This is a genomic window from Candidatus Lokiarchaeum ossiferum (assembly GCA_025839675.1).
Lineage (GTDB): Archaea > Asgardarchaeota > Lokiarchaeia > Sigyniarchaeales > Promethearchaeaceae > Lokiarchaeum > Lokiarchaeum ossiferum.
On the sequence record CP104013.1, the window covers coordinates 4432448 to 4456926 of the forward strand.

General features: G+C 34.0%; 23 protein-coding genes. 12 read left to right on the forward strand and 11 right to left on the reverse strand.

Features of this window, described 5'->3' with window-relative positions:
* Positions 1 to 6: 6 nt before the first annotated feature.
* The gene (locus NEF87_RS18990) at positions 7 to 408 is read right to left on the reverse strand and encodes a hypothetical protein (protein WP_371803046.1); all 402 of its coding nucleotides are present in this window, start codon (positions 406 to 408) and stop codon (positions 7 to 9) included.
* Positions 409 to 516: 108 nt separating this feature from the next.
* Here NEF87_RS18990 and NEF87_RS18995 point away from each other — a divergent pair, with 108 nt between their 5' ends.
* The 5 genes from NEF87_RS18995 (at position 517) to NEF87_RS19015 (ending at position 6306) form a co-directional block, all read left to right on the forward strand.
* Positions 517 to 1686: a hypothetical protein gene (locus NEF87_RS18995; RefSeq protein WP_457917064.1), complete on the forward strand. Its 1170-nt coding sequence runs from the start codon at positions 517 to 519 to the stop codon at positions 1684 to 1686.
* 34 nt (positions 1687 to 1720) lie between these two features.
* Positions 1721 to 2608, forward strand: coding sequence for a DUF2156 domain-containing protein (locus NEF87_RS19000; protein WP_371803048.1), 888 nt, complete (start codon positions 1721 to 1723; stop codon positions 2606 to 2608).
* A gap of 139 nt (positions 2609 to 2747) precedes the next feature.
* Positions 2748 to 4331 carry a hypothetical protein gene (locus NEF87_RS19005; RefSeq protein WP_371803049.1) on the forward strand — a complete coding sequence of 528 codons (1584 nt, stop codon included), beginning with the start codon at positions 2748 to 2750 and terminating at the stop codon, positions 4329 to 4331.
* A gap of 805 nt (positions 4332 to 5136) precedes the next feature.
* Entirely contained in the window at positions 5137 to 5307 is a 171-nt protein-coding gene (locus NEF87_RS19010; protein WP_457917065.1) for a hypothetical protein, read from the forward strand.
* Between the two features lie 171 nt (positions 5308 to 5478).
* Positions 5479 to 6306: an MBL fold metallo-hydrolase gene (locus NEF87_RS19015; protein ID WP_457917066.1), complete on the forward strand. Its 828-nt coding sequence runs from the start codon at positions 5479 to 5481 to the stop codon at positions 6304 to 6306.
* Between the two features lie 104 nt (positions 6307 to 6410).
* On the opposite strand, the gene NEF87_RS19020 is transcribed toward NEF87_RS19015, so the two are convergent.
* A complete protein-coding gene (locus NEF87_RS19020) occupies positions 6411 to 7292 on the reverse strand; it encodes an SDR family oxidoreductase (RefSeq protein ID WP_457920136.1) in 882 nt (293 codons plus the stop codon).
* A gap of 93 nt (positions 7293 to 7385) precedes the next feature.
* Entirely contained in the window at positions 7386 to 8309 is a 924-nt protein-coding gene (locus NEF87_RS19025; protein ID WP_457917067.1) for an aldo/keto reductase family protein, read from the reverse strand.
* A gap of 124 nt (positions 8310 to 8433) precedes the next feature.
* On the opposite strand from NEF87_RS19025, the gene NEF87_RS19030 reads away from it, so the two are divergent.
* Positions 8434 to 8799, forward strand: a complete 366-nt coding sequence (locus NEF87_RS19030; protein WP_457917068.1) for a winged helix-turn-helix transcriptional regulator — start codon at positions 8434 to 8436, stop codon at positions 8797 to 8799.
* Between the two features lie 213 nt (positions 8800 to 9012).
* Positions 9013 to 9537 carry an N-acetyltransferase family protein gene (locus tag NEF87_RS19035; protein ID WP_457917069.1) on the forward strand — a complete coding sequence of 175 codons (525 nt, stop codon included), beginning with the start codon at positions 9013 to 9015 and terminating at the stop codon, positions 9535 to 9537.
* Between the two features lie 69 nt (positions 9538 to 9606).
* Here the strand turns inward: NEF87_RS19035 and msrB are convergent, their stop codons facing one another.
* From msrB to NEF87_RS19050, 3 genes are all read right to left on the reverse strand, one after another.
* Positions 9607 to 10002 (reverse strand): peptide-methionine (R)-S-oxide reductase MsrB, encoded by a 396-nt coding sequence (msrB, locus tag NEF87_RS19040; RefSeq protein ID WP_457917070.1) that lies wholly within the window; start codon positions 10000 to 10002, stop codon positions 9607 to 9609.
* Positions 10003 to 10071: 69 nt separating this feature from the next.
* A complete protein-coding gene (locus NEF87_RS19045) occupies positions 10072 to 10968 on the reverse strand; it encodes a DMT family transporter (protein WP_371803069.1) in 897 nt (298 codons plus the stop codon).
* A gap of 19 nt (positions 10969 to 10987) precedes the next feature.
* Positions 10988 to 12319, reverse strand: coding sequence for a Gfo/Idh/MocA family protein (locus NEF87_RS19050; RefSeq protein ID WP_371803070.1), 1332 nt, complete (start codon positions 12317 to 12319; stop codon positions 10988 to 10990).
* Positions 12320 to 12456: 137 nt separating this feature from the next.
* Here NEF87_RS19050 and NEF87_RS19055 point away from each other — a divergent pair, with 137 nt between their 5' ends.
* The 3 genes from NEF87_RS19055 to NEF87_RS19065 all read left to right on the forward strand — a co-directional run bounded on the left by NEF87_RS19055 (position 12457) and on the right by NEF87_RS19065 (position 17842).
* A complete protein-coding gene (locus NEF87_RS19055; protein WP_457917071.1) occupies positions 12457 to 15207 on the forward strand; it encodes a leucine-rich repeat domain-containing protein in 2751 nt (916 codons plus the stop codon).
* A 314-nt stretch (positions 15208 to 15521) separates the two neighbouring features.
* Entirely contained in the window at positions 15522 to 16220 is a 699-nt protein-coding gene (locus NEF87_RS19060; RefSeq protein WP_371803072.1) for an ArsR family transcriptional regulator, read from the forward strand.
* A gap of 311 nt (positions 16221 to 16531) precedes the next feature.
* Positions 16532 to 17842, forward strand: coding sequence for a hypothetical protein (locus NEF87_RS19065; RefSeq protein WP_457917072.1), 1311 nt, complete (start codon positions 16532 to 16534; stop codon positions 17840 to 17842).
* A gap of 38 nt (positions 17843 to 17880) precedes the next feature.
* Here NEF87_RS19065 and NEF87_RS19070 read toward each other — a convergent pair whose 3' ends face one another.
* Complete coding sequence (locus tag NEF87_RS19070; RefSeq protein WP_457917073.1) at positions 17881 to 18957, reverse strand: linear amide C-N hydrolase; 1077 nt, start codon at positions 18955 to 18957, stop codon at positions 17881 to 17883.
* 188 nt (positions 18958 to 19145) lie between these two features.
* Positions 19146 to 19343, reverse strand: a complete 198-nt coding sequence (locus NEF87_RS19075) for a hypothetical protein (RefSeq protein ID WP_457917074.1) — start codon at positions 19341 to 19343, stop codon at positions 19146 to 19148.
* Positions 19344 to 19686: 343 nt separating this feature from the next.
* Here NEF87_RS19075 and NEF87_RS19080 point away from each other — a divergent pair, with 343 nt between their 5' ends.
* Positions 19687 to 20592, forward strand: a complete 906-nt coding sequence (locus NEF87_RS19080) for an SDR family oxidoreductase (protein ID WP_457917075.1) — start codon at positions 19687 to 19689, stop codon at positions 20590 to 20592.
* A 48-nt stretch (positions 20593 to 20640) separates the two neighbouring features.
* On the opposite strand, the gene NEF87_RS19085 is transcribed toward NEF87_RS19080, so the two are convergent.
* From NEF87_RS19085 to NEF87_RS19095, 3 genes are all read right to left on the reverse strand, one after another.
* Positions 20641 to 21186, reverse strand: a complete 546-nt coding sequence (locus NEF87_RS19085; RefSeq protein ID WP_457917076.1) for a GyrI-like domain-containing protein — start codon at positions 21184 to 21186, stop codon at positions 20641 to 20643.
* Between the two features lie 68 nt (positions 21187 to 21254).
* Entirely contained in the window at positions 21255 to 22232 is a 978-nt protein-coding gene (locus NEF87_RS19090; RefSeq protein ID WP_457917077.1) for a hypothetical protein, read from the reverse strand.
* Positions 22233 to 22256: 24 nt separating this feature from the next.
* Positions 22257 to 23036, reverse strand: a complete 780-nt coding sequence (locus NEF87_RS19095) for an endonuclease V (RefSeq protein WP_457917078.1) — start codon at positions 23034 to 23036, stop codon at positions 22257 to 22259.
* A 39-nt stretch (positions 23037 to 23075) separates the two neighbouring features.
* On the opposite strand from NEF87_RS19095, the gene NEF87_RS19100 reads away from it, so the two are divergent.
* Positions 23076 to 24398 (forward strand): MFS transporter, encoded by a 1323-nt coding sequence (locus NEF87_RS19100; protein WP_457917079.1) that lies wholly within the window; start codon positions 23076 to 23078, stop codon positions 24396 to 24398.
* Positions 24399 to 24479 lie beyond the last annotated feature (81 nt).

Sequence of the window (24479 nt, forward strand, 5' to 3'; positions counted from 1 at the left end):
ATTGATTTAATTATGGTGTTCTTCAAGCTGACGACTTAACGCTTGACACTTCCCTATCCAACACTTTTCATATGTTTCAGTATCTACAATTTTATGTTTCAGATCCTCTACATGGAAAATTTTCTCATCTTGGCACCATTGAATACAAATTTCGTACATCTTCCAGTCATATTCTTCAGTTTCCCAATAAACCGGTACTTTTTTTAAACCATTCTTAGAGGCTAAGAATGCCCGGGTGTGTCCATCCAGAAATACTGTTTTTTCCCCAAATTTTCGTATTGAAATTGGAGGAATGTTTTCCAAAGCAAAGGGATTGATTTGGTTTTCTAAGGTTTTGATTTTATCTTGATTTAGAAACAATTGGCTTGGAGTCAAATCTGCTAAATCCATGTAGAATGTTTTCTCCATAGGTTTGAAAGTTCATAATAGGTTAAAAAATTTCTAACACAAGATTTTCCTTTTTTATAGATTCATAAAATAAGATTGTAGATATATGGGATCGGAGGATTTGGCTTTATGGGTGTAAAATTGAAATCTCTCATCATTAGTGAAAGAAAAGAAATTGATGATATAAAGGGATCCAAGATCGCGGTGGATGGCATGAATGTACTATTTCAAATTTTGTATAATCCCATCCAAATGCAAAAAAAATTACCTGATACATTTTATCTGGATTCCACCCGTCGTGTTATCACCCATCTCTATGGATGGATGCAAAAGATTAAATATTTTTATAAACATCAGATTCTTCCCATCGTAGTTTTTGATGGAAAACCCGATCCATTCAAGCGTCTTAGTACTAAGGATTATGCACGGGATTTCCTTGCGGTCGAAAAAATGTACAAAGATTGCATAGATAAAGGGGAAAAAGCACTCGCAAAACGTCACGCACTCAGTCGTTCTTATATGTTCATGAATTGTGTTCATGAGTCTAAAATTTTGTTGGAAGCCTGTGGAATTCCAGTCCTAATGGCTCCTTCAGAAGCGGAAGCTCAATGTGTGTCATTACAACAACAAGGATTAGTGGACTATGTGCTTTCCAATGATTATGATGTTCTCCTATTTGGAGCTACCAAGGTTATCAGAAAATTAACTTTCCAAAGCCGAAAAAAAATCAAAGGTAAGTGGACAATTTATAAACCAGAGATCGAAATTTTGGATGGTCCTGCTAACTTGAAACGACTTGGAATAAATCTCCATCAGTTAATCGATTTGAGCATTCTTTTAGGGAATGATTATTTCTCGGGAATTGCTGGAATTGGTTCAAAAAAGGCTCTGGAATCCCTTGAATATTATGGATCTATTGAAAAAATGCTCTTATCTCATCCAAATAGGTTTTCTGGGCTATCGATAAATAAATTGCACAAAATTAGAAATTTATTTTTAAATCCTGAAAACATTAAGATCTCCGAATTGTCCTTCAAAACCTTCAACGAATCAAAATTACATGAATTACTTCTGAAAGATCATTCTCTTAATCCAGAAAAAGTCAAGAGGAATATAGTATCACTTCACGCACTTCATGACAAAGTGTGTAAAAAAAAAAATTTATCTCATCCGCAAAGTGCTCAAAAAGTCTTTCCTCCTTTTAACAAGCACCTCCAACGTCGTTTGGATCGAGCAAAAAAAAAAAGAAATCTACCCGATCTTCCATCGCTGTCCTTCACTTCCGCTGATCACCTATGAACCTTTTAAATAATATAAGCACAGAATTTTACATATGAGTTTAAAATTGCTCAAACCAATTACCTTGGCCGATAAACAGCTATTTCAAAAATTTCTTCAGCAATCAAATTATCCTATCTCTGAATACACCTTTCCAAATTTGTACATATGGCGCAATTATTACAATTTTCAGTGGATTGTCTATAATGAGACTCTCCTTTTATTCCAAAAAACACCGAATGATGGTTTAATTGCTTTTCCTCCTCTTGCTTCATCGATGAAAGTAGCATATCAAACATTAATGCGATATTTTAACGATAATGATCTCGCTCCAGAAATCCACAGAATTCCTGAATGTGCACTTCAAATTTTACGAGAGTTAGATTTAGGGGGAACTATCATGGAAGATCGTGACAATTGGGATTATATTCATGAAAAAATTCAACTGGCTACGCTTTCTGGGAAGAAATATCAAAACATACGGAAAAAATTGAATAAATTTGAACATCGCAACAATTGGAAGTACGAAGCCATATCTTCCGAAAATGTTGAAGAGATCTTCGATATGCAAAATGAATGGTGCGACTTCCGATCCTGTAGTGAAAATGCATCATTAAATCAAGAAAATCAAGGAATTATCGAATTACTAAATAATTGGAACGATTTTGAGTTAATGGGAGGTGTGATCAGAATTGATGGTGTTATTGCAGCTTTCACAATTGGAGAATGTCTCCCTAAAGACTGGATGGTTATTCACGTGGAAAAAGGAGATGTTAATTTTGATGGAATTTATCAAGCGATAAACTATAATTTCATAAAAAATATCCCCAATACGATATTGTGGGTCAACCGTGAGCAAGATTTGGGTCATGAAAGTCTTCGAGAGGCTAAAATGCGGTATCATCCCGATCATTTTAGTAAAAAATACACTTATTGGAAATGAGCTGTCATTTTGAATAAAAAGAAGAAAAAATAGTTCTAAAAAATCTGAAAGTGAAAATTTTAAAATGCTTCGAGTCTTACTAAAACGAATAGTCGAAATATGATTTTTCTCTTTAAATAGAAGGAAATTAATATTAAATATGGAATCGTTTCTTCCTAAAGAGTCTCAAAATTCATATCTTTGCTCAGATTGTTCATCAAAGCTTAAAACTGATCCAATTGGTTGGTTAAATCATATGCAAGAATTTTCTCTCGATATGCTCAGCTATAATTTTCTCGAACTTCTTGGAGAATATCAGAAAATCCTTTTAGACCATAAAAGGTTTGGAAAATTTGATTTACAAAAAGCTAAATATATGATTACGCGCTATGAGCACATCTTTTCAGCTCATACTCTCGATTTTTTAAATGATTACATTAAATCGTCTGAAATTTCGGAACTTGAAAAATTTAAATGGTCTCTAACTCGCGATTTAGTTTTAGAATATAAAGCCCAATTCTTACTTTTTGAAGATGTCTTTAATATTCAATATAAAAAACATATGATGAGTGTTCCTCTTGAAGGAAAACAGTCTGTTCCGGTATCTAAAGCACTTTCAATGATTTTTGATCAAAATAATCCTGATTCACATGTTATCATGCAATCTTATATTCGTGAAATGGACAAATTAAATCCGATTTATTTAAAAATTATCAATAAGTATCAATCCCAAGCCCAACTTTATGGTTATGCTTCCTTTTTAGATTTAATGAAAGATAATCATCAAATGGATCTTGATCGTATTTATTCCAAAACAAGGGAGTTTTTGAAGTCATCTTTTACGACCTATCAAGAAAAATTAACAAGCCTAAGTAAACCTTATTTGGGTAAAACATGGAATGAAGTATCCTACGCAGATATGTGGAAATTATTCTCCGGGTTTTGGCTTCCTCATCAACCTATCACAGGTGAAAAGATGGTTTCATTTTTCAATAAAACTTGTAATCATCTTGGTTATCAATTTGAAGGCAATTCATTGATTGAAATTGATCTTGATTCTCGAAGCGGTAAACTGGGGAATTCTTATTGTGGCTTTCCCCTCGGGGAAAAGAATAAAAAAATTGTGTTAGTTGTTTATCCCTATTTTCACCATAATGATTTATCTACTTTTCATCATGAATCAGGTCACGCAATTCATTTGTCGAATATTTCTCCTTCCTTATCTCCTCTTTTTCGCGCCATTGGTGATTTCGCAGTTGCAGAAACACCCGCATATTTATTTCAAAAATTGCTCCATAAACCATCCTATATTGAAGATATTCTAAGCTATTCTTATGAACACGCCCAAAAATTTGCTCAGTATTATTCCTTTATTCATTTATATAAACAAAGGAAATTGTGTTCCCAATTTATTTTTCTTTATAACATTTTTCAGAATTCGTGGCAATTGACTCCTACGCAATTTGAAAAGATTTTTTATGACGCTGAACAACAATATAAACTTGATTTTGGCTTTGAACGGAAATGCTATGATTTTGTGCACATGGTAGAAGAAAAACCCTTCATTGCAGCTCATTATTTGAGAGCTGAAAACGCTTCTTCCATAATTGAATCAAGGCTGACTTCGAAATTTGGCTTAAAATGGTGGAATTCGGAAAATGCAGGGAAATTTTTGCAAGAAAGATATTTTTCACACGGATTTGGTAAGTCTCTTGAATTTCTTCTTCAAAATTTTATGAAGTAACGATTGTTCATATATTGTCCTACGAAGATACAATTTTAGAAAATATTATCTAAAAAAATTCACTAAAAATTTAATAAGAAAAACTGTGAATCCAATTTCATTTTCAATTGGGAAGTTGTATTTTCTTTTCTGTTGTTGAATAATTCAACGTTTAAATTTGGGACCGATAATCCTTTTTTGGCTTGGAAATGAAACAATTATTCACCTATATAAATGATGGTAAGATGCTATAGAGATAATCCGAATTAAATCATTTCGAGTTTTAAAACTCAGTTAAGAAGGAGTTTTACCTTTAATTATATAGATAAGTACTATTATAGGTGAAACTAAAAATGAAAAAACAAATTACCTTCGTAAAACCAATGCCTGAACGCTTCATTTTCATTGCATAAAATGAAAAATGAGCACAAAAGTGTTCGTTGCCCTTTTTTTCTCTCTCTTCAATATTTTATTAACTTCGAAATAAACTATTCATTTTTCTCCGAAATATCGTAGGTATCTTAATATATTTTAACTCTTGATGAAAAAATCTATGGATATTCTGAAAAAAGTCTTGGTATTCTTCGACAATTTTGTCAAAACTAATCGTATTTGGGAAACATCGCAAGAATTTCTAGAGATTGGATCGATATTGTTATAATAATATTTCGAAAGGAGATTAAACCCTTTTTTTTTGTCTTAGTTTTGATGATCATTAGAATGTGTTTTGGAAATATTCCAAGATACAAGCTATATAATTTCAAGTTCAATATTTGATATTAGTAAGTAAACAACAATACAAATACTCTCGGATATGAATGAAACCATGCCAAACATCGAAATTGACTTTCAAAAATTTCTTCCAAGCTTAGGAACTTTCTATAATTACTTTGAAATCTTAAAAGAACATCATTTTATCCACGATATTCAAGTAGTACAAGCTGAGGGAAATCCGATGCTCCGAGTGTTCCGTAATGATGAACTAAAGTTAATATAATCAACTGTATTTTTTTTACATCTTCCGCTTATTCATTTTATCACACAGTTTCTGGGAAGGATAGCTAATTATTCCTTCTCCAGAATCCCTTTCATTTTTATGAGAATTTTTGGTTGACAAGAAACACAAAATATAAAGGGTTTTGTTGAGTTATTGGATTGAAGGGAAATAATGGACTCAAAAATAACGATTACCATCTTGGGATCCGGTACGCCAAACATTTTTACAGATCGTGAAGGTCCAGCGATTAGTATCTCTGTTAATGACAAAGTGTATGTTTTTGATGCAGGTCGCGGAATAATACGACGTGCCCTCCAAGCAAATATTCCGTTTGATAAGTTAAGTAACTTATTTCTTACCCATCTACATAGTGATCACACAGTTGGCATCCCTGATTTTATTTTTACTGCAGGAGTTATCGGTAGAACTGGACCTTTTCATGTGTATGGGCCGTTAGGGACCCAAAACATGATCGATCATATCATGGCTGCATATAAGGACGATTTACGAATTCGCATTGGAGGTTTGGAACAAGCAAATAATGCGATTTATGAATATCAGATTGAAGAAATCGCCCATGATTGGATATTTCAAGACGGGAATGTGAGTATTACCGCATTTTCTGTTCATCATGGAGATTGGGACTGTTTTGGGTATAAAATTCTTGTTGGTGAAAAATCAATTATTATCTCCGGAGATACTTGTCCTTGTCAAAATTTAATTGATCAAGCCACAGGATGCGATATTTTAATCCATGAAGTTTATTCCTATAAAGGTTTTCAAGAAAAAAATCCAAAATGGCAATCGTATCATTCAATTATGCATACATCGTCAAAAGAACTTGGGGAACTTGCCTCCATTGTTCACCCCAAAACGCTTGTTTTATATCATCAACTCTATTGGACTGGCTCTGATGAAGATATTATTCTTGATATTAAAGAAAAATATAAAGGAAAAATTATTTCAGCCAAAGATTTAGAATCAATTACTCTGAAGTAATGAAATTAAGCTTTCAAAAAATAAGTTTGAGGTCATTATTTTTCACAGGCAAGATCAAAATTGATTATTTGATTTTATTTTAGTTCTTCTTGATTTACTACATCCTAATTGATTGTACGTAAACGATTAACGAGAAGATCATCCTTTATGATTTGATTTTTCATTTGCATTAATTCATTGACGTCCCAGTTACTACTCAAGTACCGTCCTTTAGCCCAATCGGCTTTGCCTGAAGCAAGCCAAACTATGAATCCTGCTGCTAATTCCGGTTTGTCAATCAGATAAGGATGCATTTCTTCGGGCATTTTTTTTCCTAAGCTTGTAGGAACACCTCCAGGATGAATTGCAAAGCATTTAATGCCATCGTCTGCATGATCAACATTTATAAATTCGCAAAGACGATTAACTGCGTGCTTGGATGTTTGATAATCTGATGCTCCAGGAGTTAACAGTTGTGCACCAACCGACGAAATTAAGATTAAATGACCGCTTGTCAATCCTTTGGTCGAATACTTACGTGCAGATTTAATGAGATGTGGTAAGCAAAAACGAGCCACAAGATACGTACCTTTTAAATTGACTTCCCATGATTTCCACCAACCATTGATGTTTGATTCCCCGATCTTATCCCATTTGCCAAGATAGCCTGCATTGGCATCAGCAACATCGATTCCGTCGAATTTGGATACACAGTCTTCAACAGCTGACTTAACTTGATCGTCAATAGTCACGTCACACACCTTATATGTACATTGTGTCTTCGAGTTCACCTCCAATATTTTACTCTTCGTTTTTTCAAGTCCTTTTACTGACCTTGCAATGAGATATATTGCTTCCGCACCTGCCTGAGCAAAAGCGACTGCTGTTGCTTGCCCAATACCCTGTGAAGCGCCTGAAATAAAAATAATTTTACCCGATGCACTTCCTTTCAGAGTTGTCTTTGGATCGATTTCTGAATATAGTGAGTGATGACTTTTAAGATTCAGAAATTGTGTTTGAATTGATGACATTATCTTTTCTCCATTTTTGAAATTTTATAATCACTAAAAAAATATTGGTGTTTCATTGTTATAAGAAATTTATTCAAGGGCTGGAGCGAATTCCATCGGATTAATACCACTCGCAGCCCAAGCTATAGCTTGATTCTGATTTAGTTGATCCAATCGTTCTATGTCCCCCTTAGGAATTTCAAAATCAAATACTCTTAAATTTTCTCGAATGCGTGTTGGTTTACTGCTTTTCGTTAATACTGAGTAACCATGCTGTAATCCCCATCGAAGAAGTAATTGAGCTTCTGATACATCAAGTTTCTTAGCAATTTCTTTGATGATCAACTGTCCTTCTTCTTTTTTCTCTGCAAGCACTTCCCCTCCTTGTCCTTTTTCAACCCTCCAAGTGGAAAGAGGTGCTAACGAGCTATAGGCAATCGGTTCAATGGAATTTTCCTTCATGTACTTTGTCAAATTAATCTGGGCGCAAATCGGGTGGAATTCCACCTGGTTTGCTTCAGGTTTTTCCAGACCTTTGTCAAGTATTTCTCGTATTCTATCTTCATTATAGTTTGAAACTCCAATATATTTAGCTAACCCTTGTTTTTTAAGTTCAATTAAAGCTTTCCATTGTTCAATCCTCAATTCAGAAAGTGGAGCATGTATTAAGTAAAGATCAACATAATTAAGCTGGAGCTGCTTTAGCTGCCTTTTTAATGTTTCAATGGTTTGATTGTAGTCTTTTTCTGTGGATCCCCATTTCTTATACCCTGGGAAAAGCTTCGTGGTGACAAAAATATCATCCCTTGAAACACCCGTTTCTTTCAGCCCTTTTTTTATTCCTCTACCGGTTCCTTCTTCATTTTCATAGCCTTCAGCAGAGTCTATATGTCTAAATCCTGCTTTAATTGCTTCACTTACACAGAATTCTGCTTGTTTAATTGATAATTGATATGTGCCAAATCCCATAAGGGGCATACCAATTTTATTGCATGTTGATTTTGATATTTTCATTTTCCATATTCCTCTAAATAATAATTTAAGTTAGTTTCCTTTAAGTACTAAATAAGGTTTAATTATAAGGTAACAAAAGATTACATTTATACTATTTGTAACCTTAAAGAAACCAGGTGATTTCATGGTTACTGATAAAATACGATGTGAAGCGATATTTTCAGAATTATCTCGAAAATGGTCAATAACAATTATTAAAGATCTTTTTCTGGGATGCAAATCCTTTAGTGATTTTTTGGTAGTTAATAAAAATTTATCAAATAAAGTCCTTTCAGAACAATTAAAGAGACTAGAAGAGCTGGGTTTCATTAAAAAAGTCATAGTCAGCACCACCCCATTAAAAGCTAATTATGTTTTATCTGAGATGGGAAAAGACCTTAATAGATTAGTCTATGAGAAGATCATGTTCGGATTACGTAATAAATTATTTGATAGAGATTATCCCTTAATTGCTGGTAAGAATCTTGAGCATGTATTTGGGATTAAGTAGGCTGTGTACTTTAAAATGATACGCCTCTTAATAAAATGAGGTAAAATCTTTTCTTTTTCTAATAAATCTGAAATGAATATATCTTCCATATTTTTAAGATTTTATAGGATCAAATTTGACCAACTAAAAGATCTTTTGAAAATTTTAAAGGTAATGTGAGTAATATTTTCCATAACTTAGTTACTATAGATTTCTTATTGTAAGGATATAATTATGGAAATTGCAAAAGAACTCATAATTCGGGATATTGAATTATCTGATATTCAAAAAATATCCCAAATTAACGTTAATGTATGGAAATCAGCATATAAAGGCGTAATCCCTGTAAGTTATCTTGATTCTATTAATTACCAAGATAATTTCCAAGCGTGGAAAAAAATATTTAACAATCAAGGAAAGGACGAATTGTTTCTTGTTGCAGAATTAAATTCTGAAGTAATAGGGTTTGTTTGGGCTGGACCCGAAAGAGAAAAAGGTATAAAAAATCAAAGCGAATTATATGCAATTTATATTAAAGAAATAAATCAAAGAAAAGGTGTTGGAAAAAAACTATTTACAATAATCTTTGACGAATTTCAAAAGAGAGAATATCAATCAATGGTATTATGGACATTGAAAGAAAATCCCTACCGTTTTTTCTATGAATCACTAGGAGGAGAACTAAATTCTACTAAAAAAGAGGATTTTAATGGTACTAAACTCTTTTTAAGTGAGTATCATTGGATCTTAATGCCTTAGACAAATCCATGGAATGTCCCTTTACCATTGGAGCTTTTTATTCACCAATAAATTCTTTTATTGGATTCGTCAATTCTCTTTAAATTTTAAAGCGGTTGAATTTATACAATAACGCAGTCCTGTTGGTTTTGGGCCATCATCAAAAACATGTCCTAAATGGGATTTGCATTTTTTACACACAACCTCTAATCTCTTCATACCATGGGATAAATCCTCTTGTTGCAAAGTTGATGTTTTAGCTAATTCTTTAGAAAAACTGGGCCATCCACATCCGGATTCAAATTTATCCTTTGAATCAAATAGTGGTGAATTACAAGCACCACAATAATATGTTCCAGATTCAAAATGGTTCCAATATTGACCGGTAAAGGGTCTCTCCGTTCCTTTTTGACGGAGAACATAATATTGGTCCTTAGTAAGGATATCTTTATAGTGCTGTTCTAAGTCTGATTTTGATTTAGTCATATCCTATTAAAGAGATTCCATTATTAATAGCGTTTTTATTTCCTTTTAGAAGTGAAATTTCTATTCTTCTTATATATTGGAAGTTTCTTTTTGTTGAGTTACAACTGTAATTATTAATCCGGTCAAAATTAAAAGCCCTCCTAGAACAATTTGCCACGTAATCAATTCTCCACCAAAAATTCCTCCAAAAATCGTGGCAAAAACGGGTTCAATGGAAATAATTATGGCGGCTCGGGAATCCTTGATATACTGTTGACCCCAGTTCTGCAATAAAAAGGGAATTGTTCCAATAGCAAGTCCCAGATAAATTAACAGACTCCATTCACTCAAGGTTGTAGTTGAGATTTGGTAGGATGGTTCAAATATTAATGCTAAAATAAAACTGAAACAAAATGCAAAAAAGGTTTGATAAAATGCTAAACAGAAGAAATCTCCTTCTTTAAGCCCTTTACCTAGAACTATGATATGCAAAGCGATACATAAAGCGCCTATAAAATTCAGAAACTCTCCTATTCCCACATTGAAAAAACGAATCGTTGGATCATAAAACATGATGAATAAACCAATAACAACTATTACAATTGGAATGATGAGAAATCGGGAGATTTTAGTCCGAAACAAGACCCAACTTAATAATGGGGTTATAACAACAAATAATCCACTAATAAAACCTGCTTTTCCTGCTTCAATCGATTTCAATCCTTCAGTTTGGGAGACCACTCCCCCAAAGAAAATTAATGCCAGAAAAAATCCATATTTTATAGAGTGCAAATCAGTCTTGCGTAATTTCTTAATAAAGGGCAGAAAACCGATCATAGCAAAAAGCATACGAAAACTCGTCATCCAGAATACAGGAATTGTTTCATTTGTGATTTTTGCTAAAATATAAAAGGATCCATATAAAATGGGGACACAGAACATAGCGAAATATGGTAATGCACTTGATTTCGGAGATTCTGTGGTCATAAAATGGTTGCTTCCTGTACTACTCTTCCGGAGTATAATATGTACTCGTAAAAGGGCTCATAAAACGATATACAATTTCTTCAAGCAAAAAGTTCTGAGGACAATCCCCTTCAAGGATTTCTGCATAAAAATTTTCCAGATCCTGGGGTGTTATAGGAATACCCATACTTGATTTTCGGGAAGATTCAAAAGATCGAAGATTGGATAAATATGCTCCAGACACGATGGTTTGGATTGTGTGGGCAATTTTTTCATCAGCAATTGATTTTTCCCCTTTTAAAATCCGATTTACAAAGTCCACTATTTCCAATTGATGACTATCACGGGCTTGAGGAGGAATAGGGTGAGTTTTGGTAGGTTGTCCATTTTTGGCAATTTTAATAATAAATCGTTTCATTTCATCTAAATCGAGGTAAGCTTTTCCCAAGCTACCCATAATTTCAACTTCCTGATATGTTTTGGACCAGGATGTGACAATTGTAGCTTCAACTTCTTTGCTTTCGTTTTTGGAATTTACCTTAGCTTCGTTATTAAACCACACTTTAATTTCAACATCATCCTCAACCATGAATTTATGTAAATAGTATTCGTTCGCTCCATCCGAATCACGTAAAGTACGTTCCTTTTGAGTGCCAGAATTCATTTTTATTGATTGAATCTGCTTAAGTTTGAAAGCTGGATCGAGTATTCCTAATAACAATCCAATTGCGTGAATTCCCATATCTGATAAAACTCCTCCACCCGAAAGTGAAGGATTAAGGAAGTGATTTTGCCATCCCCAAGAAGGTCCTCCATGTCCTAAACGAATATTGATCTGTTTTATTTCCCCAATTTCCTTCGAGAGAATTAGTTTACGAAATTCTCGAATATATAATTGCCAAAAGAAGTTTTCATTTACTTGGTAAAAGCCTTTGGAATTTTTGACTGCCGTACAAATATCTTTAGTTTCTAATGAGCATAAAGCAGGGGGTTTTTCAGACATGACAGAAATATTTTTTTTTAATGCCCAAATTGCATAGGGGGCATGGGCGTAATTTGGAGCTGAAATATCAATAAGGTCCACATGTTCAAGTAACTCTTGCACATTATCGTAGACTTTGCATTCATTTTCAAAGATTTCACATCTTTTTAGATGATTAATATCTTCTTCTTCATGTCTTTCTTTGGCGGCTTCTTTAATTAAACACATATCTTCTGATAGTTGAGCTTTCCATTTTTCTGCTCGACTCCGAATTCGATCATAGAAAGCCGTCACCACCGCATTCGGATGGTCTGGATAAGCTTGACTATGACTTTCAAATATTTTTCCGCATCCGATTATTCCTACACGTAAGATCTTTGGTTCCGCCATTTAGTCTTCACATCACTGAGAAAAAAGAAATATTTTCTTCGCTATATTCTTTAATTAGGTTAGTTCAAAAAAAAACTCTTTTTATTTATTTCAAAAACCAATTACTAAATAGGATCGTTTTTTCTCTGTGATTATAGATGTCAAAAAAACTGTTGAAGCAGCTATCAGATAAAAGTGAGAAGAAGGCTTTACAAGTCTTAATCTCTCGTCTTTCACTTCAAGAGTTCAATATTGCCGTAGAAAACGGTCATGTGATTGAATTAATCTTAAAATACAAAAATTTGACATCTATTCCTGTAGAAATCTCTTATTTTCTCTTTCTCAAACGTCTAGATTTGAGCCGCAATCGGATCAACTCTATAAGTCGCTTAAACTCTTTGCAATTACTTGAAGAATTATATTTACGGGAAAATGATCTTTCCATACTTGAAAATTTTGAAACACTAAGTCAATTGAAAATTCTCGATCTCTCAAATAATCAAATTGATCAGATTGATGGGTTATATAATCAAGTTAATCTCGATATTTTAGACTTGAGCAATAATAACATTAAAAAAATAGTTGGTTTGGAAAAATGTTATAAATTGACGGAACTTAAACTAAATCGCAACAATATAAAAGAAATTTCTGGTTTAGATTCATTGGAAGAATTACGAATATTATTCTTAGCAAATAATTCCATTGAAATCATCCAAGGTTTAACTCAATTGGAAAATTTAAAAGAATTGAATCTTTCTTTAAACAAGATCCGAAAACTGGAAAATCTTGATCGCAATTCCTACTTACGTACTTTGAATTTATCAGATAATCTCATCACTAAAATTGAAAATTTAGGGCATTTGAACTTTTTACGGGAGTTAAATCTTGCGGGAAATAACTTTTCTGCTGAAGATCAAATCCTTGTCGAAAAAGGGGCCATGACTGTTGTCAACCATTGCTTAGAAATGGAGAAAGAGCATTTGCGCCAAATCAATGAAAAACAAAAAATTGCCATCAATAGGGAGTTAAATGTAGATACGGAGATTATGGGAAGAAATCAAACCAGCTCTTTACGGAAGAAAATGATTGGTTTTTCCGAAAAAAAGAAAAATCCTTTTTTGGAAACACCTCCTTCTGCAGCTAATATCTCCCAAGATCCAGTTTCAAGAAATATAAATGCAAAAAAACCTCAATCCTTTTTCCTTCCTAACAAAACGCCGATTTCGGAGAGTTTAGATCAAAATCCCGTTGTTGAAATACCTTCACTCATTCCCCAAAAAAAACCTTCTCGAATAAAAAAAAAGAAAAAGTTACCCAAAATCAAAACTATAGAGCCGAAACCAGTTCCTGTTCCAAATCCCCAAATTCTTCCTGTCTTAGATCAACAATTTTCTACTGAAGAAGAATGGATGGAATTTGGAAATACTCTTAATCAAAAAGAAGATTATCGTAATGCATTACTGGCATATCGCAACGTAATTCAGTTGAATACCAAAAATGTGGATGCTTGGATGAATAGTGGGATTGCGTTCAATAATCGAGGGGATTATAGGAGATCAATTCGAGCTTTCAAACAATCTTTAGCCATTTCTGCCAAACACTCTACATTATGGATGTATTTAGGCATTGGTTTCTATAATGTTGGTGATTTTGCGCAAGCGGTTAAAGCTTTTAATGAGTCTCTTTCGTTGGAATCAACGAATGTATTGTCCTTGGAATATTTGGCGAAAATTCCGGATGAATATAAAAAAGATCTCAATTTAATGGAGAAACAGGCGGAAGACCTTGCTAAAGAATCCCAGGTTGTTGAAGATCGATTATTCAAACAACTGCAGAAGCTTTCAAAAGCGTATCAAGAAATTTCTTACGTTGATCTTCTACCTCAGGTTATTAATCCTCCCTATATCACAGATATTCAAAGTTTAAAACATAAAATTTCGGATCTCATAATGCAACAAAGATTCAATGCGAAAATGTTTTTAGACCACCTCACTTTTGCCAAAACAGAAATTAAAACTCCAGAACGGGAAGTTGTGAAAATTGGAGAAAAATATAATGTCAAGCAACTTTTAGCTTTCACCAATTATTCTAAGTTGTGGTTAGCTGAGGACTTAGACACTCGAGAAAAATATGTGTTAAAGCATATTATCTATAAGGGAAATTTCTCAACCCGAAAATTAATTGAGCATATGGCTCTTCGTGAAATAACTTTACTTTCAAAAATCAAATCCGCTCAAGTAATTCCCTTGTTAAAATCTTTTCTTGGGGAATATCAAGATAATTTTGGATACATTTTACAATTGCCCTATTATCAATATGGAACCTTGGAACGAAGAATTAAAGAAATTGAAGAAAAAAACCCCACTACCCACAAATTGATGCATCCTTATTCAATTTTGACTATTTTCACAGGTATGGTTCAAGCAATCATACCAATCCATCGGGCTGGAATTGTTCATCGAGATATCAAACCTTCCAATATTATTATCAACAGTAAAGCAGAAATTCCTAGCCCCCAAGATATTGTCTATATCGATTTTGGGATTGCCACTGCTCCCGTTCAGATAAGTGGAACCGATTTTACAATTGCTGGAGGATGTGGAACTCATGGTTTTTCAGCCCCGGAGCAATTATCTTCTCCCCATGTAGATTATAGTGCAGATGTTTACGCTATTGCAGCCACCATCTATTATTCCATGACCTTGCAGAAATACAAAGAAGGTGCTACTTTTTCAGATGAAATTCGCACTTACTACCAATCCATTCACTATCTCTTTCCTATTCTCGAACGTATGCTAAATATAGATCCTGAAGTGCGCTGTACTGGGATCAATATGTTAAAACGCATCGTAAAAAATCTCAATATCATTATTTCGAGAGAAGTGTTCAAAGTTGTAATAAATTTGTAGACTTATTAACCTCCCATTAAAAAATTTAAAATGGTATTTCAGAAAATCTAGGTTTGTATTGATACTTTATTCGTGAGCAACACAGACTTGATAATTCAGGAATTCTGTTATTCAACATTTTTGAGCTTCCAAGATTTTCTATTTTTTCGAAATAATACGTTCGAAATTAATATTCTTAAACGAATACAATATTATAAATGTTTGTGTTGTAATATTTATAAGGTAATCCTTTAAATACAATTACTGCCTAATATTAATTAGTAAAAAAAAATAATTTTCTATCAATTTAGAAAAAAATTGGTTTTGAACAATCTATGACCCAGGAAAAAAAAGAAGCTTCCGTGAAAGATATCTTCAAAAATAATCTCCGATTTCAAATGTGGGGATTATTTAGCATGTATCCAGAATTAACTCTCGCAGATCTGAGTGAAAAACTCGGCAAAAGTAAATCAACCATTCATCCTCATCTTAAAATCCTCGAAGAACTTGGAATCATTGAAGAAATTCGTGAGGAGAAAGTTAGGGGAAATATTAAAGCGAAAGTTTATCAACTGCAACATGATTATGAAGAGAAGCTCACTTCGTGGGAAAAGAAATGCGATTGTCATGAACGAAAAGAAGTCGATAAGGCAATGGGTAAGACTTTGATTGAAAATACCATTTCTCGAGTTAAAATCATGAAGAAAACCCTCGAAACTGAAATGCGATTTTTAGAAAAACTCCAAAATTCTGGTATTGATGGTCCTGATGAATATGCCCTTCAAATTCTTAATGATATCTATTCTTTCGATCCCGAACGTCGTTCTCGCACCTACTCTCTTTTTGATTATATGTCACATGATTCTTATATGGAGTATATGAAGTTTTATGATAAATTCTTTAAGGAGATAAATATATTCGAACGAGCCGAGATGAAGGCAAATCCAAAAGCTGAAAAACCCTATCACGCCTTTACTCATATCATCCCCTTAAAAACTATGCTGGAATATTTATACCCAAAGAAGAAAAAATAAATAGATATCACTACAAACTACTTTTTTTTTGCTCTGTCTAAAGACTTCATTTAGTTAAAATATTCATGAAGCATAATTTTCTTAATGTTTTCCAATCAATAGTTTCATCACTTCTTACAGTTCAAATTTCTGTTCAAAGTTAGAAAAGTATCTCTTGTAAAGGTGCAAATTGTAGTCCATTTCAATATTCGTTCATTTAGTATTTTTCAAACATTTTAAACACCAAAGAGGCCTTCATCTTATTCTCGAATGTACTTAATTAAAATTCTGTACCACTCAAAATTTATCTGCATTTCCCGCAAGAATAATTTATGACAGAATTGGATTTAGAAAACATTTCACTACAGAATCGACCTAACCAAAGTAGACTCACTCAAGCAATCATAGGTCGGTTTGTTTTAGCGATTATTGTATCTTATTTAATTGTGAGGTTGTTTATCGATTTTGATTTTAGTTTTGGGATTGTATTTGGGGCACTATTTCTTTCAGTACTCGTGATTATACCTTTATGGAGCAACATCAATTATCTTCAAATTAAAAAAACAAACTATGATTGTGTATCGGTTAAGAAAGATGGGATATCGCTTGAAGAAGATGGCAAATTGATTCATTTCATACCTCAAACTGAATTATCTGAAATTAAGTTAACCTTCCACGCTAGTATTTTAGATGAACTGAATATTTTTCGGGATTCATTTAAGACTAAAAGCCAAATTAGAAGTCAAGATCGGATTGACCGTCGATTTTATCTGAAAATTTCTGTGAAAGTAAAGACAAGTTCAAAGAAGCAAAATTTTTTTTGCATAGGCTCAGAATATGATGAAAGTCGCACCCATAAAGTGATGGCAAAGTTGATACCCTATATCTCCCAAAATTATAATATTTCATTCAAGTACAGTCGGAAAAAATGGGTAGATGGAGGTGGAATCCAAGTAAAACCTGATTTATATGATTTTACTCCAGAGAAAATCATGGAACAAAAGGAAAAAGGGCTTGTACTCACTGTAAAAGATGGGCAAGAATATCTCCATTTTCGATACAATAAAACACTTAAATTGCCTAATTTAATCTTTATGTCCATTTTTATATCCATTCTAATCGGTGTATTTAGTTTATTTTTCGTATTTTTTAATCTTGAAGTCGTACCTGGTCTTTTATCTGGTGATATAAAATCAATCATGGGATTTTTATTACTAAACCCCGCTTTTTTGGTTATTTTAAGTATTTTTGTAAAAACTATTTTTGATTCCATCGCAAAATATCGTTATCGAAACATTTTGTTTTCATTTACCCCTAAGGGAATTCAAATTCAGGATACCAGAAAGGAAGGAGATATTGATTTAGTCCCTGCAGAAAAACTTCAACTAATCCGCCTTTCAAAGCCTTGGTACTCAACTACAAGAGGAAATTCAAGATCGGCTCAAGCTAGAAACCAAGTTATATATTATGACTTGACGCTAAGAATATTTACAATCGAAGGTCAAAAAAGAGTCTTTCGCACTTTCCTTACTACAAAAAATGAAGACGAATCGCGAGAAATGGCTGGTTCCATTGAATCATATGCTCGTGATACTTGGAATGTTCCCGAAATAATCAATCCATATCATAAGGAATTATCCTAAGTCGTTTTTTTTTCTTATTTCATATTTTAACCGTGTTTTTATGGAAAAGTAAAAGTATGCCATTTTTTAGAATAGTCCATTCCGATCACGATCGATATCTCCTTAGTATTCATATTGAAAATATTCGACCATTGCGTTCCTCCCGTAGACCAATCTTGAGCAACATCTTCTAATAAATCCATTGCTTCTTGGGTGGATAGTTCTCCGTTTTTTTCCTTTAAGACACTTTCTACTAATGAATATCGCCAGCAATTTACTTTATCTGTTGTATCGCTTTCATATAAAAGAAAGTTGGTTGAGGTTTGCCATGGATTTTCAGTAAGTATCACTTGCATTTCTCCGTCAGTAAATTCAATAATTGCCGAATTTCCAGATGCATCGGCTATTAAATAATGTAGGGGGGGTCCACCAACAAAATCTACACTATAGTTTCGCCATAATAATATTGTCTCATCTACTGATGTGGCATAATCTAATGCTAATCGCATTACTTCCAATGATCCCAGTTTAATTTTATTCAAATTTAAGATATTTTCAGAACCAGAAGCGGTCATGCACCCAATAGATAATCCATACTCATTCATCCCATCTAAAGGACAGTATGCGGCTTGAAGGTATTCATCATACGATGCATCAAGGAAATTTTTCTCTGAAGAAAAACCCAATATTCCCAGATCCACCATTGAATAAGAAGCGTAGGCATTAGTGGCATTGGTAAATACTAAAAGTTTAGGTCCATCTTTCCAGTCAAAATTGCGGCCATAAAGAAAATCGTTATTATTATTTAAGGTGGCAAATATCGAACACGCCCAAGAATTTTGTGATGTTAATCTTTCAGGTTCTGCAACCCATTCATTGATGCCTGCTTGAAGATATTGCTCAAATCCATAATCTCCCCATAATTCGATATAATAAAATGGATCTGTGTCCAATTTGACTAAACTCTGGAGAGTTAGTTCCGAATTGGAACAATCAATACATTTTTCTGAATTTTGATTCCAGATTTTTATAGACCAGGTGGTTGCAACGCCAATTATACAAAGGAGTATTATACCTAAAGTAATTCGTCGAGATGATTTTCTTTTTTTATCTTGGATTGTTGCTTTTTCCACCATGGTTGCGCGCCCTATCTTACATACTTATCTTTACTATTTAACATTCTTTAGTTAATACATTGAAATGTTCATTTTCGGATGAACTAACTCTCGTTTATTAACATAGTAGTGGTTTGAAGGATAAGGAAAAAAAGGATAACAATTCATAATAGAATTCAAGAAAAAAGACATGAAAATGATTATTTTATTTATTCGAAGTGCTTATCTTTACAATCGGGACAAATTGAATGAGAAAAGCGCCCAAGAAAGTTATTTAAAGATAAGTTATTTGGAGTGATCCAATTTTCTTCGATTGAAATTGAATTACACCACGCACATTGCACTAAGTAGGCTCTGTGGTCTAATTTGTAGGGAAAACATGGAGAATTTGTGGATTTTGAGGACATTATTACTTTCACTGCTTATATTTGATTCAAGTATTTAACAATCACTTTTTTTTCTGATTTTTTACTCAGATGGTGTTACTTCTTTGAATGGAAAAAAAGATATGGTCTCATGGGAAACCAATTTTTAGCAATTTCTTGTTCGAACTAATGAAATCATTTTCGTAATCTCAATAATTTCTAAAATTTATAAATTAATTTAAAGTCGGACGGAAAAAAAATCGCTTTTGTATCAAAATTTCATGAACATTCTTGATAGAAAAAAGCTCCCGACAGAAAAATGCGAAAGAAATATAAAATGAATTAAAATTTTTAACAAATCTATGGTTAGAGTACTTGATACGTAATGGCAAATTTAACAGATGTCAAAGGACCGGTTTTAATTACAGGGGCAAGTTCTGGGATCGGATTCAGAACAACCTTGCATCTCGCAAGTATGGGGGTTGTTGTCTATGCTGGTGTGAGAAAAGAAGCTGACAAATCGCTTTTTAAAGACACAGAAAATGTCATACCGGTCATTGTTGATATAACCAAGATAGATCAAATAGAAGATTTGGTGAAATTTATCGAGAAACAAAAGCGCGGATTATTCGGGCTGATAAATAATGCGGGTGTTGGTGAATTAGGATCGATTACTGAATATTCCGATAAATTGATCCAACATCACTTTGATGTAAATGTTTTTGGACATATGCGCATCACACGAACCCTTCTTCCCTTCTTGAAAGAATCTCAAGGTAGAATTGTGATTACTGGGTCAATGAGTGGGATTTTGACCTCAAAGATTATGGGGTTGTATTCTATGTCAAAGCATGCTATTGAAGCCTTTTCCAATGTTTTACGTGGTGAATTGGCTGAATTTAACATTCAAGTATCCTTAATCCAACCGGGCAATTTTAGATCCAAGGTATTGACTAGTATGGTATCGAGATATAAAGAAGGGATTCATAAGGAAGAGCAAAATTCATTTATCCATAGTAAACGTATGGAAAAATTAGCTGAAATGGGTGAACAAGATGCGGATCCTGTTCAAGTTGCGAAAGTGATGGAACAAGCTTTATTTTCCGACCAACCAAATGCAAGATATTTTGTAGGGAATAAACAGGAAGCTCATGTTATGATTGAAGGCATTATGACTAAAATGTTGCAAATCAATCAAAATGAGCATCAAATGACTCGTGATGAATTGGTTGAACTATTAGATCAGCTTATTAAAGATTATAATGAACCGAAACCCTATCGGTATATCTGATGATTCTTAAATATCAAACAAGTTTTTTCTTTTTCTGTAATTTTTTCATTATCTTTCTGGGATATACAGTCTTATTTCTGAAGAAGGCTTCGACCAATGAAAACGGTGATCATAATGCTCTAGATGGTCGATAATAAGTGGAGGTGGTGGGAGTAAAGGCTCTGGCTCAATATTTTTCTGTCTTTTCTGTTGTGTGATGTGGTCAAGGGTTTCAGGAAGGTGAATAAGGGCTCCCCGATGAATATGTTTTTGACAATGTAAAGATGGGATTTGAAGACCTACCATAGAAGCAATTTGAAATTTGAGATCTGAAACTTCAACACATGCCATATATTTCAAGATTTTCTGTTGAGTCTCATCAAATTGATGATAGAGGATTCCCCACTTTTCCCATCCCTTCGTTTTCTTTCGATTCGGAATCTGCTGCAATCGGTGGTTGAATGTTTGCCATAATTGACGACTCGCTTGGTATTCAGGAAAAATCTTATGTTCAAAAACAATTTCCATACCGATGACCATCATGGAGGGTAGCTGGATCATATTCATTGGAGGGCTTTTTTGATCGATAAAAGAAGAAAGTTTTTGCTGTTTCATACCTTGCAAAGGGAAACTTGGGATTTAATCCCAATTGTTAAGTGACTAAGCCATGGAGAAATCTTGAATTATGACTCAAATTCCATTAAATTTGCCCTTTTTAGTACGTGTAATGCATCTAATGTAACCCATGGGTTCATTTTCCGTTTTGCAACCCCTCCCCAATGCACGGGAGAATGATTTCGGCCTTCTTTTCCTAAATAGTATCTTATCTCGGCTGGAAAGCCTCCATCAGGTAACCGTTTTGAAACTAAAATATCTAAAGCTGGTTGACAGCGAGGATCTTTGAGTTTTTCTCCTTCTCCCAGAATTTTTAACGCATTTAAAATATTATAATGCCAGTACGATGGATAGGATAGTTGTATCCATTTAGGATGAATTGGGAGTTGAGTATGTTGGCTCACATAAAGTTTTCGTTTGAGGAAGACTTCACTGGCGCGTTCGATGGTTTGAGCTAAGGAAGGGGAAGGGTGAGTGTGATGATAATGGATCAAAGCTCGATAGGGGATAAGGCTTTCATTATACGATGAGTGGCACGCTTTGGGATGTTTATCACAATTCCATCCTCCATCCTCCCATTGGTAATCTTGCAAACGTTGGATTAATTGTGCACATCTCCCATCATCCAAACCCAATTTGGTGAGTGCAAAAATTGCATTTCCCTCGATAGAAGCACAAAACCGCCGCCGTCCTTCCAAAATGGGTGTTCGTTTCCAGTGGTGATCACTCAGTAACCATTCTAATTCCGCATCACGACTGGGAATCAGCGTTTTATCCTGAGGCGGATACTCGAGATCTGCCAAGATCGCCATAATCCAATGAGCACCATGCCATTTATGATAAACATCATAAGGCAAAGATGAATTTCCTTGAGGTAGATCTTTGAACAACTGTTGGACTATGGGCGACTTTTGCTTTAAATCTCTACAAATTTGCTTAACTTCTACAGTATCTAATTCATGATCCAAAAGGGTTCGATAAGTTTTCAACCGGATCAAAGGTTCTTTGGATTGCAATAATTGCGTGATGATAGGTAAAGTGGTCATTCTTTCGTCCTTTGTAAATCGGGATTAAGAGTTTAAAATGGTTCGGATTTTTTCTCGGGAGAGTTGATCTGCTTGGAAAACTGGATCGGGTTGACGATGATCTGAGGTAGATTTCAAAGTGAGTCTGATGGCAAGTTCAATATCTACACGATATCCTTCGCTTATAAAAATGGGTTTTCGTTCATTAGCAGCACATATGGCATATCCAAGAATTTTATTCTCTTCTCTGTTCGGATCAAGTTCATTTTCATAAACGGGTGTTTTTTCTCCTCTTTGTCGAGTCAACTCTTTCCATGAGGATGTGCCTACAAATGGTGTTTTCGCAGCACCGAAGGTTGGAATGTCGAATACTACTCCTAATTGGATCGCTTCCCCAAATTGTAATGGATGGATAAGTCCATGACCATCACAAATAATTATCTGGGGTTTTCGGTGTAATTTAAGGATGGCTTGTGCAATCGGTAAACATTCCCGAAATCCTAAAAAACCGGGAATATAGGGAAAAAGTAAATTTTCTTGATGGAATGTGGCTTCTATCAGTTTTCCTTCTTGAAGATCCCAAAGCGTGACACACGCTATTCCCCAAGTCGGATGTTTGTCCGGAGGAAATGAAATATCTACTCCTGCAACATATCGTAACGCATCCAAATCTTCAATCTGTAATTTCTTTTGATTCGCATTTTGATAGAAAATTCGCCATTTATTTTGAAGGGATAGTGCTTCTTTCTCGGTTAAATCGGTTCGCATTAGATCATGCTTTAGAATATGATGTTTTTGTGAACTGTCACACCAACTTGTTTCCATTGGTTTAACTAAGATGTTTCTCTATTTAATGTACTTGAAATGTCAGAGAGTTCCACAATAACTTCCATGAGTAAAAAGGATCAACATGCATTGGAATCGATATCTTTTGTTCAAAATTTTTCCAATGGGTTAATCGCTCCCTATATATCTATGATTGCATTAACTTTAGGTGCTACGGGGATTCATCTCGCTTGGATTTCGAGTATCTCAAATCTCTTTGTCTATTTCTTCAATCCCCTCTTTGGACGCTTGTCAGATAAAACACGGAAGCGCAAATCTTTCATTATTTTCTCCAATTTAACATGGTTCATTCCCTATATTTTGATCCTTTGGGCTAAAACCCCTTTAGCCATTATTGTTTGTGTGGGTTGTGTATATATTTTATTGAGTATCGGTGTATCCCCTTGGAATGCATTTCAGAATGAACTTTTTCCTGCCAAAAAACGGGCCGAATTATCCAGTAAATTATTTTGGGTGTCAGCTATTGCCACTATGATCGCTACTTTTATCACAGGGTTTTTTTTGACTTTGGTGTTTGGAGAGATTCCATTCCAACAAATAATCTATTTACCTGTGATCATAAGTTTTCTCATGGCTAGTTTTGCCAGTTTCCGCCTTTCAAGGGTGGAACAACCCAATAAAAGATCAAATTCTTTGACTTTTGATGCATCTCGTTTGACTAATAGTGAAAAAAATGGGCAATTGAGCGAAAATAAAACAGCTTTACAAGGGATACAATCAATATGGAATAATAAACCCTTTCGGAAATATGCCATTTTGAGTACTTTCTATTCGTTATTCCAATCCATGTTTTGGCCAATGTTCAGTTATAAACAAGTCTCGATCTTAAATGCATCCAACTTAGAGATTGCTCTTCTGGCCATTTCTATGAATTTTGCCATTTTTTTAACTGTGCGGCCGGGGGCTCGCTTATCAGATAGGTTCGGGCGGAGATACTTCATTTGGTTAAGTCGGATTACTCCGGCGTTCTTTGTATTCTTTTATATTCTTGCCACGGAAGTGTGGCATTTAGTTTTGATTCATATTGTAGTCAATGGGATCTTTAATCTTTGGGATCCGAGTAATCGGGCTTATTTGATGGATATCATTCCTGAAGATGAAGGTGGTACTTATTATGGAGTCTTTAATTTGTTTACTGGAGTGGCATGCTTTTTTGGAGCTTTACTGGGAGGATATATTTTTGATAGTGCTAATGCACTATATTCTACCACGACTGCATTCGCGATTGCTGTCGGGATCAGTTTAATTGGGCGTTTTTGTCTTAGTTGGGGTTTTTTAACTATTAAGGATGTTAAAACGTTTCCGGATTCCTTTAAAAAAGTGTTAAAAAGAAGACATTAGTGTCGATGATAGATTTGTATCCTATCTTTCGAATTTTTTTTGGGGATTTAAATAAAAAAAAGGGAAAGTGGGTGATTCTTG

Coding starts and splice junctions, on each gene's coding strand:
- NEF87_RS19055 (WP_457917071.1), top strand. CDS start 12,457: ATGTCAAAAAAACTGTTGAAGCAGCTATCAGATAAAAGTGAGAAGAAG.
- NEF87_RS19090 (WP_457917077.1), bottom strand. CDS start 22,232: ATGACCACTTTACCTATCATCACGCAATTATTGCAATCCAAAGAACCT.
- NEF87_RS18995 (WP_457917064.1), top strand. CDS start 517: ATGGGTGTAAAATTGAAATCTCTCATCATTAGTGAAAGAAAAGAAATT.
- NEF87_RS19080 (WP_457917075.1), top strand. CDS start 19,687: ATGGCAAATTTAACAGATGTCAAAGGACCGGTTTTAATTACAGGGGCA.
- NEF87_RS19085 (WP_457917076.1), bottom strand. CDS start 21,186: ATGAAACAGCAAAAACTTTCTTCTTTTATCGATCAAAAAAGCCCTCCA.
- NEF87_RS19025 (WP_457917067.1), bottom strand. CDS start 8,309: ATGAAAATATCAAAATCAACATGCAATAAAATTGGTATGCCCCTTATG.
- NEF87_RS19005 (WP_371803049.1), top strand. CDS start 2,748: ATGGAATCGTTTCTTCCTAAAGAGTCTCAAAATTCATATCTTTGCTCA.
- NEF87_RS19035 (WP_457917069.1), top strand. CDS start 9,013: ATGGAAATTGCAAAAGAACTCATAATTCGGGATATTGAATTATCTGAT.
- NEF87_RS19015 (WP_457917066.1), top strand. CDS start 5,479: ATGGACTCAAAAATAACGATTACCATCTTGGGATCCGGTACGCCAAAC.
- NEF87_RS19045 (WP_371803069.1), bottom strand. CDS start 10,968: ATGACCACAGAATCTCCGAAATCAAGTGCATTACCATATTTCGCTATG.
- NEF87_RS19060 (WP_371803072.1), top strand. CDS start 15,522: ATGACCCAGGAAAAAAAAGAAGCTTCCGTGAAAGATATCTTCAAAAAT.
- NEF87_RS19050 (WP_371803070.1), bottom strand. CDS start 12,319: ATGGCGGAACCAAAGATCTTACGTGTAGGAATAATCGGATGCGGAAAA.
- NEF87_RS19065 (WP_457917072.1), top strand. CDS start 16,532: ATGACAGAATTGGATTTAGAAAACATTTCACTACAGAATCGACCTAAC.
- NEF87_RS19075 (WP_457917074.1), bottom strand. CDS start 19,343: ATGTCCTCAAAATCCACAAATTCTCCATGTTTTCCCTACAAATTAGAC.
- NEF87_RS19010 (WP_457917065.1), top strand. CDS start 5,137: ATGCCAAACATCGAAATTGACTTTCAAAAATTTCTTCCAAGCTTAGGA.
- NEF87_RS19030 (WP_457917068.1), top strand. CDS start 8,434: ATGGTTACTGATAAAATACGATGTGAAGCGATATTTTCAGAATTATCT.
- NEF87_RS19100 (WP_457917079.1), top strand. CDS start 23,076: ATGTCAGAGAGTTCCACAATAACTTCCATGAGTAAAAAGGATCAACAT.
- msrB (WP_457917070.1), bottom strand. CDS start 10,002: ATGACTAAATCAAAATCAGACTTAGAACAGCACTATAAAGATATCCTT.
- NEF87_RS18990 (WP_371803046.1), bottom strand. CDS start 408: ATGGAGAAAACATTCTACATGGATTTAGCAGATTTGACTCCAAGCCAA.
- NEF87_RS19070 (WP_457917073.1), bottom strand. CDS start 18,957: ATGGTGGAAAAAGCAACAATCCAAGATAAAAAAAGAAAATCATCTCGA.
- NEF87_RS19000 (WP_371803048.1), top strand. CDS start 1,721: ATGAGTTTAAAATTGCTCAAACCAATTACCTTGGCCGATAAACAGCTA.
- NEF87_RS19095 (WP_457917078.1), bottom strand. CDS start 23,036: ATGGAAACAAGTTGGTGTGACAGTTCACAAAAACATCATATTCTAAAG.